14 protein-coding genes, 1 tRNA gene and 1 other RNA gene are annotated in these 13,412 nt (G+C 61.5%); 8 read left to right on the plus strand and 8 right to left on the minus strand.

The window, feature by feature from the left end; genetic code table 11:
- Positions 1-74 precede the first annotated feature (74 nt).
- On the minus strand, positions 75-842 hold the full coding sequence (gene map / locus RQH14_RS09645) for a type I methionyl aminopeptidase (RefSeq protein ID WP_311213040.1): 768 nt from the start codon (positions 840-842) through the stop codon (positions 75-77).
- 153 nt (positions 843-995) lie between these two features.
- Between map and RQH14_RS09650 the strand changes: the two genes are divergently transcribed.
- Positions 996-1,679 (plus strand): DNA alkylation repair protein, encoded by a 684-nt coding sequence (locus tag RQH14_RS09650; protein WP_311213041.1) that lies wholly within the window; start codon positions 996-998, stop codon positions 1,677-1,679.
- A 6-nt stretch (positions 1,680-1,685) separates the two neighbouring features.
- Here the strand turns inward: RQH14_RS09650 and mptB are convergent, their stop codons facing one another.
- Positions 1,686-3,242: a polyprenol phosphomannose-dependent alpha 1,6 mannosyltransferase MptB gene (mptB, locus tag RQH14_RS09655; RefSeq protein ID WP_311213042.1), complete on the minus strand. Its 1,557-nt coding sequence runs from the start codon at positions 3,240-3,242 to the stop codon at positions 1,686-1,688.
- Between the two features lie 147 nt (positions 3,243-3,389).
- On the opposite strand from mptB, the gene orn reads away from it, so the two are divergent.
- From orn to RQH14_RS09675, 4 genes are all read left to right on the plus strand, one after another.
- Positions 3,390-4,025, plus strand: a complete 636-nt coding sequence (orn, locus tag RQH14_RS09660; protein ID WP_311213043.1) for an oligoribonuclease — start codon at positions 3,390-3,392, stop codon at positions 4,023-4,025.
- 132 nt (positions 4,026-4,157) lie between these two features.
- Positions 4,158-4,233, plus strand: a tRNA-His gene (locus RQH14_RS09665).
- A gap of 128 nt (positions 4,234-4,361) precedes the next feature.
- A complete protein-coding gene (gene def, locus RQH14_RS09670) occupies positions 4,362-4,934 on the plus strand; it encodes a peptide deformylase (RefSeq protein WP_311213044.1) in 573 nt (190 codons plus the stop codon).
- Positions 4,935-4,937: 3 nt separating this feature from the next.
- Complete coding sequence (locus tag RQH14_RS09675; RefSeq protein WP_311213045.1) at positions 4,938-5,777, plus strand: acyltransferase domain-containing protein; 840 nt, start codon at positions 4,938-4,940, stop codon at positions 5,775-5,777.
- Here RQH14_RS09675 and RQH14_RS09680 read toward each other — a convergent pair.
- The 4 genes from RQH14_RS09680 to rnpB all read right to left on the minus strand — a co-directional run bounded on the left by RQH14_RS09680 (position 5,762) and on the right by rnpB (position 9,107).
- Positions 5,762-6,562: an HNH endonuclease family protein gene (locus RQH14_RS09680; protein ID WP_311213046.1), complete on the minus strand. Its 801-nt coding sequence runs from the start codon at positions 6,560-6,562 to the stop codon at positions 5,762-5,764. The two genes, RQH14_RS09675 and RQH14_RS09680, sit on opposite strands and share 16 nt — an antisense overlap.
- A 119-nt stretch (positions 6,563-6,681) precedes the next feature.
- Positions 6,682-6,891 carry a hypothetical protein gene (locus tag RQH14_RS09685; protein ID WP_311213047.1) on the minus strand — a complete coding sequence of 70 codons (210 nt, stop codon included), beginning with the start codon at positions 6,889-6,891 and terminating at the stop codon, positions 6,682-6,684.
- Between the two features lie 73 nt (positions 6,892-6,964).
- Positions 6,965-8,452, minus strand: a complete 1,488-nt coding sequence (locus RQH14_RS09690) for a glyceraldehyde-3-phosphate dehydrogenase (protein ID WP_311213048.1) — start codon at positions 8,450-8,452, stop codon at positions 6,965-6,967.
- A 263-nt stretch (positions 8,453-8,715) separates the two neighbouring features.
- Positions 8,716-9,107: RNase P RNA component class A (rnpB, locus tag RQH14_RS09695), an RNA gene on the minus strand.
- Positions 9,108-9,165: 58 nt separating this feature from the next.
- Between rnpB and RQH14_RS09700 the strand changes: the two genes are divergently transcribed.
- On the plus strand, positions 9,166-9,930 hold the full coding sequence (locus RQH14_RS09700) for a peroxide stress protein YaaA (protein ID WP_311213049.1): 765 nt from the start codon (positions 9,166-9,168) through the stop codon (positions 9,928-9,930).
- Between the two features lie 27 nt (positions 9,931-9,957).
- Here RQH14_RS09700 and RQH14_RS09705 read toward each other — a convergent pair whose 3' ends face one another.
- A complete protein-coding gene (locus tag RQH14_RS09705; RefSeq protein WP_311213050.1) occupies positions 9,958-10,695 on the minus strand; it encodes a C4-type zinc ribbon domain-containing protein in 738 nt (245 codons plus the stop codon).
- 90 nt (positions 10,696-10,785) lie between these two features.
- Complete coding sequence (locus RQH14_RS09710; RefSeq protein ID WP_311213051.1) at positions 10,786-11,715, minus strand: Nif3-like dinuclear metal center hexameric protein; 930 nt, start codon at positions 11,713-11,715, stop codon at positions 10,786-10,788.
- A 134-nt stretch (positions 11,716-11,849) separates the two neighbouring features.
- Between RQH14_RS09710 and msrA the strand changes: the two genes are divergently transcribed.
- Both msrA and cysK read left to right on the plus strand, forming a co-directional pair.
- Positions 11,850-12,374 (plus strand): peptide-methionine (S)-S-oxide reductase MsrA, encoded by a 525-nt coding sequence (gene msrA, locus RQH14_RS09715; protein WP_311213052.1) that lies wholly within the window; start codon positions 11,850-11,852, stop codon positions 12,372-12,374.
- A 66-nt stretch (positions 12,375-12,440) separates the two neighbouring features.
- Positions 12,441-13,376 carry a cysteine synthase A gene (gene cysK, locus RQH14_RS09720; protein WP_017200618.1) on the plus strand — a complete coding sequence of 312 codons (936 nt, stop codon included), beginning with the start codon at positions 12,441-12,443 and terminating at the stop codon, positions 13,374-13,376.
- The last annotated feature ends 36 nt before the right edge of the window (positions 13,377-13,412 follow it).

Consider the following 13,412-nt stretch of genomic DNA (forward strand, 5'->3'; position numbering starts at 1 on the left):
TCTGAATCAAAGGCGGCTCTGACTCAAAGGCGGTTTTGAACCAAGGCGTCGACGGAATCAATGCAGTGTTCCCATCAAGGCAGCGTCAGGATCATCGGCCCATCCGCCGTGATGGCGACCGTGTGCTCGCTGTGCGCTGCCCTTCGTCCGTTCGCCGAACGCAGGGTCCACTCGTCCTCATCGTGGTAGTAGTCGTCTTTCCCTCCCTGGATCAACATGGGCTCGATGGCGATAACCAGGCCTTCCTCGAGCTTCATGCCGCGCCCCGGACGCCCGATGTTGGGAACGGGAGGTTCCGCGTGCATGGTCCGGCCGATGCCATGTCCGCCGTGATCGGCCAACAGACCGTAACCTGCCCGTTTGGCTTCACCACCAATGGCGTAGGCAAGATCACCCATTTTGTTGCCCACCCGGGCTGCTTCTATCCCCCGCGCCAGTGCGGCGTCCGTTGCGTCGATGAGTTCCTGGTCGAGGGGATCGACATCCCCCACAATGAAGCTGATGGCAGCGTCTCCGCACCAACCCTCCAGGAAGGCGCCGCAGTCAACGCTGAGGAGATCGCCGTCTTCAAGTGCATAGCCGTTAGGGATACCATGCACCACGGCGTCGTTGACACTGGCGCAAATCACGCCGGGAAACGGCACTGCCGCCCAGCGGGGGTGGTAGTCGAGGAAGGCAGGCCTTGCGCCGGCGTCGGCCATCACTGCCGCCGCGACGTCGTCAAGTTCCTTGAGGGAAACGCCGACAGCAGCGTGGTCCTTCACGGCCGCCAGGGCGTTGGCGACCACACGGCCGGCCTCACGCATCAACGCTATCTGCTGGGGCGTTTTCAGCATTGACATCAAAGGTCCTCCGTTGCTGGGCGTGCCCTCAGGGGCCGGTTGTGCGGCCAGCTGCTGCCGCTCTGCCCACTCTACGACCCCCCGGCCATGCCTGGGAGGGATCTCATCAATGGCAGGAGACCCGCGGCCCTGGATCGGTCCTACAGTGGACGCATGACCAAGGAACTAGTGGAATCAATCCGATCTTCGCTGCGCTCGTCGGGGGACGCTGAACGGGCGGTCGGTGCCCAGAAGTACATGAAGTCGGAGATGCCCTCACTCGGCGTCAGGGTTCCTGAGGTGCGGAGCATCGTCACAGCGGCAGCAAGAGAATTTCCTGTCGCATCCCCTGACGAGCTGCGGCACGCGGTTGTCCAGCTGTGGCGCGATGCCACGGCACGCGAAGAGCGGTACGCAGCCATTGACCTGACGGGCCTGCGGATGGTGAAGGAAGACCTGGACATGCTGCCCGTGTACGAGGAAATTATTCGGACAGGAGCATGGTGGGACCTTGTGGATGGAGTGTCGCACAGGATCTGCGCGCTGCTGCTTGCGCATAAGTCAACCATGACCCCTCTGCTGCTTCGCTGGGCAAAGGACGACGACATGTGGATCCGCCGGGCTGCCATTAACGCCCAACTGGGGGCGAAGTCCATGACCGATCACCGCTTGCTGGCGGCAGTCATCGATCCCAACCTGCACGACAAGGAGTTTTTCATCCGCAAGGCCATTGGCTGGGCACTGCGCGAATACAGCAAGTCAGATCCTGAATGGGTCCGTGCTTTCGTCGTAGATAACGCATCAACGCTGAGTCCCTTGTCCCTGCGTGAGGGGACACGGCTTTTATCATCCAGCTGATGCGGCCTAGATGATCGGACGGAGTCCGGGTTCGTCGTGTTTGCGGAACAGGCTCTTGGTTTTCGGGTCCACGAAGATCAGGTACACAGCGAAGAGCAAGGCGATGATGGCCGCTGCGTTACGGGCCAGGGTCAGAGCCAGGCCCAGGTCTTCGCTCTGAAGGTACGGGAAGACATCCAGTTGGTCCGAGATCGCGTAGACCATAAAGAACGACACCACGAAATAGACGGCCTTGACCTGCCAGTCATTGCGGATCCCGGTCACGGCAAAGAGCGGGATCAGCCAGACCACGTACCAGGACTGGATCATCGGCGCCAAAATGACAATAGCCGCAAATGCCAGGGTGAGCCGGCGCATCAGGCGGTCGTAGTCGCCACGGAAGACCTGCCAGGCGATGGCGCCCACCATCAATACCTTGCCGGCGTCGTAAACCCACTTGGCCATGCCCCAGCCGTCCAGTCCAAAGACATTGAAAATGGACGCCACCACCAAGCCAATCAGGCCGATGGGCGCGTACCAGATCCAGACACTGCCAGGAGCTGACAGACCATTGATCCAACCGAATCCAAAGCCATTGACCATGCTCATGGCGTACAGCAATCCGAAGCTCAGCCCGGCGGTCAGGAACCAGAAGACGAACTTCCGCGGCCAGGAAGCTCCCTTGCCTGCCCACAAGAGCCCAATGAAGGGGAGGAACACCACCGTAATGGGCTTGACGGAGATGGAAAGGGTGATCAGCACCAGGCCAAGGATCACTCGGCGTGTAGCGCAGTAATAGAGCCCCGCGAGGGCCAGGCCGATCATGAGGGCGTCGTTGTGGACGCTGGCAATGAAGTTGGTCAGGAAGAGCGGGTTTGCGGCCGTCAGCCACAGCGCCCGGTGCGGATTTACCCCATGAAGTTCAGCCAGCTTGGGCACATAGACGATGCAGAGGACGATGCCCACGAGTGCCACCAGCCGGAAGAGCATGATGCTTGCTTCGGGTTGGACGTTGGTCACCCAGACGACGAACTGCTCAATCCACAGGAACAATTGCCCGTACGGCACCGGCGCTTCGGTCCACATCTTGTCCGCGCCCAATTGGAAGTAATTGGGCAGGGCGGAAATCCCATTTTCGTAGGGATTGATGCCTTCGACCATCAGGCGTCCCTGACCGATGTACGCGTAAACGTCCCTGCTGAAGAGGGGAACAGTGAACATCATGGGCAATCCCCACGCAGCCACCGCCTGAAGCGTCGCCTTCCGTGCTTCCAGTCCCCAGACCCGGACACGTTGACCCAATCGGAGCCATGCCCGGACCAGCAGCATTCCGCCGACGGCCAGCAGGACAATCGACAGGGCGACACCGACACCTTCGGTGCGCATCCAGATGAAAAGCGGCAATCTCCGGAGTTCGGAGACCGGAGCAAGCCAGCCCACGCCCAGGGACCCGAAAACCATGAACATGGAGCCGATGAAACCGGCGATCAGCGGCGAACGGGCATTATCAACCTCGCTGGCCGCAGCATCTGCCGTCGGCGCTGCTGTCCCTGCCTTCTGGGCGGCGGGTACTGGCACCGTCATGTGGTCGTCATCCAATCGTTCGCCCGGAACATCCGGGAGAAATTCTGCGTCTTCGGGGCTTTCCACGGCAGGAAGAAAGAGACACTGCCGCGCTCAAAAATCGTACCATCAGAGCACTTCGAAGCGGCTGAAGGATAGGCTGGGCGCGTGCCTATTACTAATGAACGCATCGTCTGGATCGACTGCGAAATGACCGGCCTGGACCTGAAGAACGACGCCTTGATTGAGGTCGCGGCGCTGGTGACGGATTCCGAGCTCAATATCCTCGGCGACGGCGTCGACGTCGTCATCAGGCCCGATGATGCTGCCCTGGAACAAATGAATGATTTCGTCAGGGACATGCATACCCGTTCCAAGCTCCTGGATGAACTCCACCACGGAAAGACCATGGCAGAGGCCGAAGCCCAGGTTCTTGAATACATCGAGAAGTGGGTTCCGGACCCCCGCAAGGCGCCCTTGGGCGGCAACTCCGTGGGAACCGACCGCATGTTCCTGGCCAGGGACATGCCAAACATCGTGGAGCATCTCCACTATCGCGTGATCGATGTCAGCACCATCAAAGAGCTGTCGCGCCGCTGGTTCCCGCGCGCCTACTTCCAGTCACCTGCCAAGCACGGCGGGCACCGCGCCCTCGGAGACATCAAGGATTCCATCGACGAGCTTCGCTACTACCGCCAGGCCGTCTTCGTGCCCGCCCCGGGACCGGACACTGCCACGGCACAGCGCATCTCCAAGGACGTCATGGCCACTGCGGAAACCTTGGGATCCACCGAATCAGTGTGATCTGGACCATTTTTCAAGGTTTTTTCGCCAAAACCGGCAAAAGTGGACTTTGCACCCCAAAACAGCAGGTAAGCTATTTGTCGTTGCCTTGAAGGAAAGCCGGTCAAACGGTTCAGCCCCAAAAGGCACATGGTGGGCTTAGCTCAGTTGGCAGAGCGCCTGGTTGTGGTCCAGGAGGTCGCGGGTTCAACCCCCGTAGCTCACCCCACCGAGATTGGCTGCAGAGCCGGTTTCCACAAAAGCCGCACCGGTTACCCGGTGCGGCCTTTGCTTTTAACCCCTGAAGCGGACCTGCGCCGCTCCGGACTTCAGCGATCAACAAAAGGAAGAACTGACATGACCGTCCTGCCAGTCACCATTTGGGGCGAACCTGTTTTGCATCGCCGGGCCAGCGAAGTGGAGGTCTTCGACGACGAGCTCCGCGCACTGATCGCGGATATGTTCGAGACCAACGACGCCGCCAACGGTGTGGGCCTCGCTGCCCCGCAGATCGGTGTGGGCAAGCGCCTGTTCGTCTATAAGTACGCCAACGATGACGACGTTCCGGAGCAGGGCGTGGTGGTCAACCCGGTGCTCACGCTCTCCAAAGTCTCGGGAGCTCTTCCGGATCCTGACGAGGATGTTGAGGGTTGCTTGTCCTTCCCCGGAGAGTACTACCCTTTGCAGCGTGCTGAATGGACGCGTGTGGAGGGCTTCGACGGAGACGGCAACCCCGTGGACTTTGAAGCGACCGGCTGGTTTGCCCGGATTCTGCAGCACGAGTTCGACCATTTGGACGGCAAGCTGTACGTCAACCGGCTGGTGGACAGGTACGCAAAGAAGGCCCTCAAGCAAGCGAAGAAGCACGGCTGGGGCGTGCCCGGCCTGACGTGGATGCCCGGCATCGATCCCGATCCTTTCGGACACTGAGCCATGGCCTTAACCACGCACACTGGGCTATTCGAACTCCTGGACATCACCGGCGACGACGCGGAGGAATGTGCCGCCCTTCTCGCAACTCCGCCCGGTGAGGGGGTGCTGGGCGCCATGGCCACGATGCAAGAGCGGCTGGGATCTTTTCCTCTGGACAGCATCCAGGAAGACCACGCCGTCGAAACGGTTTGGATCGAAGCACTGCTCCGCTTCTCCCCCACCGTTCACGCTTATCACCTGCGGCTCGGCATCAGCCCGGATGTCTCTGCGGCGTCATTGTCTGACGTGGGACTGCAGCTCAGGATCAACCGGCGGGTCCATGGCCGGTTCGGCCTCGATACGTGGGGCTGGCTGACCCTGCACATGGCCGGGAACCTGTTCAGGCTGGGCCGTCTGCAGTTCCACCTGGTCCGCAGCCCGGAGGAAACCGCTCAAGCCGGTACCTCAACGGCGGACCAGCGTTGGGTGCTCGGCGTCCACATTCCCGAATATGGCGGGCTCTCCCCCGCCTTGGTGGATGCCAGCTTGGCCGAGGCCCGCCTGTTCTTCGCCCGGTACTTTCCGGACAAACCGGCAGCGGTTGCCACGTGTGATTCGTGGATGCTGGACCCCTATCTTGCGGACCGCCTGCCTGAGAGCAACATTGCCTCCTTTGCCCGGCGCTTTACGCTGGACCGTTGCTCTGATGCCCCCACCGATGCCGTGTATTTCACTTTCCGTCAGCGTGGCCTCCAGGACATGGACCGGCTTCCCCGGGATACGTCACTTCAGCGTGTGGTCTTGGAGAGAATCGACGACGGCGGCACCTGGCAACTGGGGCACGGTCACCTCGAGTTGTAGATGGTCTGCTGCTCCGGGCAGGAGGCGAGGACGCCCTTCATGGCGTCCTTTTCAGCTTGGGTCACCCAGAGCTTGTAAGCGGCCTTAACGGATATTTGTCGGGCGACGTAGTGGCAGCGGAAGTTCTTGTTGGCCGGAAGCCACGTGGCAGCGTCACCCGCCCCTTTTTTGACGTTCGCCGGTCCGTCAGCGGCAATCAGGTTCAAAGGATCATTGGCAAACGTCTGGCGCTGCTGGACGGTCAGCTGCTGTGCCCCTTTTTGCCAGGCGTCCGCCAAGGCTACTACGTGATCGATTTGAACGGCTGAGCTCGTGTCCTGTCCCCGCCGGAACGTCACTTGGGCGCCGGTGTAGGGTTCGTGAAAAGTGCCGCCGGCGACCTTGCAGGAGGACCCTTCGGTAAACTCAACGGCCGAGAGGTCCCGCCGGAGGATATCGTTCCGGGTGTCGCACCCGTTCCGGTCGGCATCGGCCCAGGCCTGCCCGAAGGCGGCCCGGTCATAGTCTGTCTTCGCGGCCCTGCCCTTGACCGGCAGACGTTCCAGGGCGTCGTTGGCTTTCCCCGCAGCCACCGGTGCGGCGCCGCGAACGGGCTTCATCCAGAGGGGGTTGTAAACGGGCGCTTCGCTGGGTCCCGCTACCCATGGATCTGCCACAGTGAATTGGCCCGTGGTGAAAAACCAGGACAGCCCGGCCACGATGGTTGCGGCAGCCAAGGCGAGAATCGTCCATGCTTGTCGGGATCTGCGTCGGGCGCGTTTGTAGGCAGACCAGGTGATACTCAAGGGACTCCGTCCAGTGGGGGCAAGCATGTCCTACGAGCGTAGGACAAGGCCCCGACAGAAAGAGCCGGTATCCACAGTGTGTAGGAGAAGTCACACCGTGAGGACGGATACCTCTTGTTTTACTGCTCGCGCAGCACGCGTTGGAGGTCCTCGGTTGCCAGCGCGAGGAGTCCGCGCAGTTGCTCCACCCGTTGGTCCGTGACGTCGCCGGAGGCGTTGGCCGCGACAGCCTGATCCAGGAGTTTTTGGGCTTGCTTGTGATTGGCGCGGGCTACGTCCAGCGCGTGTTCAAGCGTGGTTTCATGTTCCAGGGTTGATTCGTTTTCCATGAACCCATTTTGGTCAGGTTTCCCGGCTGATACCAGTGACGCAGCCGGGAAACCTGCGGATACTTCAGAGGTCCTAGGCGCCGGCCGCTTCAAGAACGGCAATGGGAGCCACGACGTCGCGGGCAGGGAAGGACGGCGGGTTGACGCCGGCCATTTCCTCCATGACGCGGACAACCTGGCAGGAGTAGCCGAACTCGTTGTCGTACCAAACATAAAGTACGAGGTTCTTGTCGTTGGAGATCGTTGCCAGGCCGTCGACAATGCCTGCACGGCGCGAGCCGACGAAGTCTGTGGAGACAACATCGGGAGAATCGATGTAATCGATCTGCTTCCGAAGATCCGAGTGCAATGACATTTCGCGGAGGAAGTCATTCACTTCGTCCCGCGTGGTGCCCTTCTCCAGATTCAGGTTAAGAATCGCCATGGAAACATCGGGCGTGGGAACGCGGATGGCATTGCCTGTCAGCTTGCCCTGAAGTTCCGGGAGAGCCTTGGCCACGGCCTTGGCGGCACCGGTTTCTGTGATGACCATGTTCAGCGCAGCGGAACGTCCGCGGCGATCGCCCTTGTGGAAGTTGTCGATCAGGTTTTGGTCGTTGGTGAACGAGTGCACTGTTTCCACGTGGCCATGGATGATGCCGAACTTGTCGTTGATGGCCTTGAGCACGGGGGTGATGGCGTTGGTAGTGCAGGAAGCGGCAGTGACGATCTTGTCATCGTCCGCGATGTCCCGGTGGTTGATGCCGTGGACGATGTTCTTGAGGTCGCCCTTGCCGGGTGCGGTGAGCAGGACGCGGGCAGCACCCTTGCTCTGCAGGTGCTGGGAGAGACCTTCGGCATCGCGCCAGCGGCCCGTGTTGTCTACTACCAGGGCGTCCTTGATGCCGTAAGCGGTGTAGTCCACCGTGGCGGGGTTGTCCGAGTAAATGACCTGGACCTGCACGCCATTGGCGGTGATGGTGTTGGCTTCCTCATCCACGCGGATGGTGCCTTCGAAGGAACCGTGAACGGAGTCGCGGCGCAGCAGGCTGGCGCGCTTCACAAGATCGTTCTCGGCACCCTTGCGCACTACGATCGCGCGGAGTCGCAGGCCGTGGCCGCCACCAGCCTTTTCAATGAGGATGCGGGCCAAGAGGCGGCCGATGCGGCCAAAGCCGTAAAGTACGACGTCGGTGCTGGTGCGGTCGTCAGCGCCGCGCTTGCCCACGATCTCAGCAAGCTCTGCACGCAGGTACTCATCCAGGGAGGCGCCATTGCCTTCTGCCCGGTACTTCTCGGTCAAACGTGCAATGTCAATGGCTGCTGCGCCGAGTTCCAGCTCCGACAGGGCGTTCAGCAGGGGCGCGGTCTCTTCGAGCAGGAGCTCGTGGTTGCTCATCCGGCGGGCAAAGCGGTGTGCCTTGAGGATGTTCATGGTGGACTTGTTGATCAGGCTCCGGCCATGGATGCTGGTGACCACGTTGTTTTCCCGGTACAGCCGGCCGATCACCGGAATCATGGCCTCGGCGAGAGCCTCCCGGCCCATCCACTTATCAAGACAAGAATCTGACGTCTGGCTCACAGAACTACCTTCCTTGGGTCAACCACATACGTCCTCGTATGCAGATGGCAGCGGCCGCCCGGAGTAGTCCTGCGGCACATGCGCCGGCGGGCTTCGGTCCACCCACAGCGCCTTGAACGAGAGCAAAGAAAAATCCGCCGGCTGCGAACGCAGTCCCGGCGGCAGAACATCTACGTTCAGTAACCATTCTAGGGTGGAAGGAGGGGGCGTAGGCCGCCCAGCGGCGTGAAATCACTCACACGGCTGTTTGCGGCAGTCATAAATGGATGGGTCGACCGATACGCCGGGTTCTGTCATCCCCTTCCGTTACCGGAAAGGGAGTGGCGGCCATCCATCTACGAACGCCGTTGCCGACGCCCTCCAGCAGCCTACCCGGACACTCGGGCGAGCAGCCCTCAAGCGTGTCCTGTCTGGCCTTGCTCCGGGTGGGGTTTACCTAGCCTCCCCGGTCACCCAGGGAGCTGGTGGTCTCTTACACCACCGTTTCACCCTTACCTGCTGCTGCGCGATGAAATCATCACGCAGCGCAGGCGGTCTGTTCTCTGTGGCACTGGCCTGCGGGTTACCCCGAGTGGGCGTTACCCACCACCCTGCCCTACGGAGCCCGGACGTTCCTCGAGCCACTTTCGTGACGCGCGACCGCCTGGTCGACCCATCCGTTGTCCAGTCTACCGGCGTCCGGACGTGCCAAAGTCCGGCGGTAATATCGACTGGTGCTGATTCTGCTGCCGCCTTCCGAAGGCAAGACCCCCGCCCCCAAAGGTCCCGTCATCGAGTGGGAGTCGCTGAGCTTTCCGGAGCTGAATCCTTACAGGGCAAAAGTGTTCGAGGCTTTGGGCACAGTGAGCGCACACGAGGACGCACTTTCCCTGCTGGGCGTCGGCGCCTCGTTGCGGGACGACGTCGAACGTAATACCCGGCTCCATACCGAGCCGGCTGCTCCTGCGCACCAGGTGTATTCGGGGGTGCTCTACGACGCCCTGGGCTATGACAGCATGACGCCAACCCAGCGCCGCAAGGCCACTGATTCCATCCTGGTGGTATCCGCCCTCTGGGGCGCCATCGGCTTTGGCGACCACGTGCCCGCCTACCGCCTGTCCATGGGAACGGCACTGCCCGACGTCGGACGCCTCGCCTCCTACTGGAAGCCGCAACTGACCGCCGCACTCGCCTCACGTGCCGACGGCGAGCTCCTGGTGGATTGCCGCTCCAGCACCTACGCCGCCGCTTGGGCTCCCCCGGCTGCGCAGACCGTCAACGTCAACGTTTTTAACGAAGCAAACGGCAAGCGCACAGTGGTGAGCCACTTCGCCAAGCACACACGCGGCGAACTGGCGCGACACTTGCTGACCCGGCGTGGCAAGGCGCCTTCAACCCCGGGTCAGCTCCTGAAGGCTGCCAGCGAAGTCTGGACGGCGGAACTTGTTGAGGGCTCAGCCCGGAAGCCCCACGCGCTCAACATCATCCTGTCCAGCTGAGTTCGGACCGGAGAGGGTAGGACGCGGTCAGTTCCAGTCGGCCGAACGGACCAGGATGACCCCGGAGTCCGGGCAGAAGACAATATCGTCCTCTGCCGCAGCCTTGACCTCGGCGAGGTCGCCCGGGCTGAGCATCATGCCCGAGCCTTCGGATTTGCCGTGGAACAAACGGGCAGCGCCTACGCCACGCTTGGCGATGGTCTTTTCATAAATGGCCTGCAATCCGGCGTCCAGGGTGTCGGCGAATGCGGCCCGCTGTCCCCGAACCACTGTTTCTTCCGCGGCAATCTCGGCAATGGCTTCATCCAGTTCAGCGCGGATGCTGCCGAATGATCCCTGGATGTCATCAACGATCGACTGCTGGGCGGCCTGACGCTCGCGCAAGGTATCCAAGCGCTCCAGGATTTCGAGCTCCACGTCTTCAAGGTCCGAGCGACGCTTGTTCAGTGAGGCAATGTCGCTTTGGAGCGCCACCAGATCCTTGGACAGCCCGGTGCCGCTGTTGAGCCGGGTCTCGTCGCGTTCAATGCGGGTGGCTACTTGCTCCACGTCGGCTTCCGCCCGGCGAAGTTCGGCCTCGGCGTCATGGACGGCAACCTTGGCCGCCCCCAGTTCGCCGTTGGCCACGTTCAGCGCATCCGTGAGGTCCGTGATCCGGGGATCCGTCTCCAGGACTCTCCGACGGCCGGCCAGCGACTTCAGCTTGGCATCCAGCCCCTGCAGTTCAAGCAATTTCAATTGTTCTGCCGGTGCTGCTTTCGCCACGCTTACCTCCGCTTGTCGCTGCCGGGCCTGGGGATCAGTTCCGGCCGGACTGGCCCCATTCTGTTGAGGCTGTCCGTATCCTTCTAGACTCTAGTCCCCGCCGGGAGTGAGTATGAAGTCCCACGGATCGCTGTTGGTGCTGCTGACACGGATTTCGACGTCGTAGCCCTGGTCCGCGAGCACGTTGCCCAGCGCTTCGGCGGCGGCTGGCAGCCACAGCCATTCGCTGGCAAAGTGTGAAACGTCGATCAGGTATGGTCGGCCATTGCTTGCACCCTCACGGGCTTCGGAGGCAGGGTGGTGGCGCATGTCAGCGGTCACGTAGACGTCCGCGTGGCTGGCCCGAACCGCATCAAACAAGCTGTCGCCGGCGCCACCGCAGACAGCAACCCTCCGCACCAGTCCGTCCTTGTCGCCGGCAACCCGGACACCGCCGGCCACCGCCGGAAGCATTTCGAAGACCCTCGCCGCGAAATCACCGAGCGTGATGAGTTCCGGGAGGTCACCCACACGGCCGATGCCCTCTTCCGGCAAGCCGTTGGCAGCGGGAGTCAGCGGCTCCACGTTTTCCAGTCCAAAGGCGTCAGCCAGGACGTCGGAGACTCCCCCGACAGCGGAGTCACCGTTGGTGTGGACGGTCAGGAGTCCGGTTCCGGCCTCGATCAACCGGTGGACCGCCAGGCCCTTGGCGGAGGTGGCGGCCACGGAGTTCACCCCTTTGAGGAGCAAAGGGTGGTGGGTGATCAGCAGCCCGGCGCCCCACTCGATGGCTTCATCGATGACAGCCAACGTGGGGTCTACGGCAAAGAGGACCTTGGTCACGGGGACGTTGGGGCGGCCCACCACCAAGCCAACTTCGTCCCAGTCCTCGGCCAGTGACTCGGGCCAGAGTTCTTCGACAGCAAGCAACACCTGGCCAAGCGTGGGATCTCCGCCGGCGTCAACTGTTTGGTCCTCTTCAACTGTTTGGTCATCATCGACCGAATCCGCATCAGAAATGCCGGTGTTTACTGCTTCCATGCTCTTATTCTTCCCTACTTCTTCCCTTCCACGACGGATGAGGCAGTTCCGCCACCCGCAGACCTGCCGGGTGCCGTAATTCTCCCGTAAGGTGAAGCGGGAATCATCAAGCCCTCCGATCCATTGAAGAGAACATGAAAACTTTCGTACTTGGCGGTGGCTGCTTTTGGTGCCTGGACGCCGTTTACCAGAAAACCCGCGGTGTCAGCTCGGTTGTTTCGGGCTACACGGGCGGCCACGTCCGCAATCCCGACTACTACCAGGTCTGCTCAGGTACTACGGGCCATGCCGAAGTAGTGGCCGTAACCTTCGACGAAACCGTAGTCCCGGAGGAAGTCATTCTGGACATGTTCTTCGCCCTGCATGACCCCACCACGCTGAACAGGCAAGGCTACGACGTTGGTACCCAATACAGGTCTTCGATGTTCTACACCACCACGGAAGAGAAAGTGCTGTTCGAGGAAGCCATCGAGCGCGCCCAGGGACTTTGGTCGGATCCCATTGTGACCGAGGTCAGCCGCCTGCCCGAGTTCCACGAGGCCGAGGAAGTCCACCAGAATTACTACGCTAAATTCCCCTACCAGGGATACTGCCAGGTGATTATTAACCCGAAGCTGGCCAAGGCCCGGAAATATTACTCTGCATGGCTTACTGCTTAGCGGTGTTTCGATCCGGCTGGTTAGGCTGACCTCAGCATTCCCTCTTCAGAGATAGGCGTAATTTTCATGGCAAGGATCTACGACGACGTCACGCAGCTGGTCGGCCGCACTCCGCTGGTCCGCTTGAACCGGCTAACCGAAGGCCTTGACGCCACGGTTGCCGTCAAGCTCGAGTTCTACAACCCGGCCAACAGCGTCAAGGACCGCATCGGTGTGGCCATCATTGACGCTGCCGAGAAGTCCGGCGCTTTGAAGCCCGGCGGAACCATCGTCGAAGGTACCTCCGGCAACACCGGGATCGCCCTGGCATTGGTGGGTGCTGCACGCGGCTACAAGGTCATCCTGACCATGCCGGAGACCATGTCCACCGAGCGCCGCGTCATGCTGCGCGCCTACGGTGCAGAAATCGTCCTCACGCCCGGATCCGAAGGCATGCGCGGCGCGGTCGAGAAAGCCCAGGAAATCGTCGCCAACACGGAGAACTCCATTTGGGCGCAGCAGTTCGCCAATGAGGCCAACCCGGCGATCCACCGCACCACCACTGCCGAGGAAGTCTGGGAAGACACCGACGGTGAAGTGGATATCTTTGTTGCAGGCGTGGGCACCGGTGGCACCATTACCGGCGTCGGACAGGTCCTCAAGGAACGCAAGCCGGGCGTGCAGATCGTAGCGATCGAACCCAAGGACTCCGCGATCCTGAACGGCGGCGCTCCGGGCCCCCACAAAATCCAGGGAATCGGTGCCAACTTTGTTCCGGAAATCCTGGACACCAACGTTTACGACGAAGTCCTGGACGCCACGCTGGAAGATTCCGTCCGCGTTGCCCGTGAACTCGGCGCCCGTGAAGGCATCCTCGGCGGCATCTCCTCCGGTGCCATCGTGTGGGGTGCCCTCGAGCTGGCCAAGCGTCCTGAGAACGCCGGCAAGTTGATTGTTGCCGTTGTCTGCGACTTTGGAGAGCGTTACATCTCCACTGTGCTGTTCGACGACATCCGCGGCTGAGACAACGCCTGCAAACCTTCATTTCCTGTAGAAAGG

This window comes from Arthrobacter sp. WCS2018Hpa-7 (genome assembly GCF_031843805.1).
Taxonomy (GTDB): domain Bacteria; phylum Actinomycetota; class Actinomycetes; order Actinomycetales; family Micrococcaceae; genus Arthrobacter.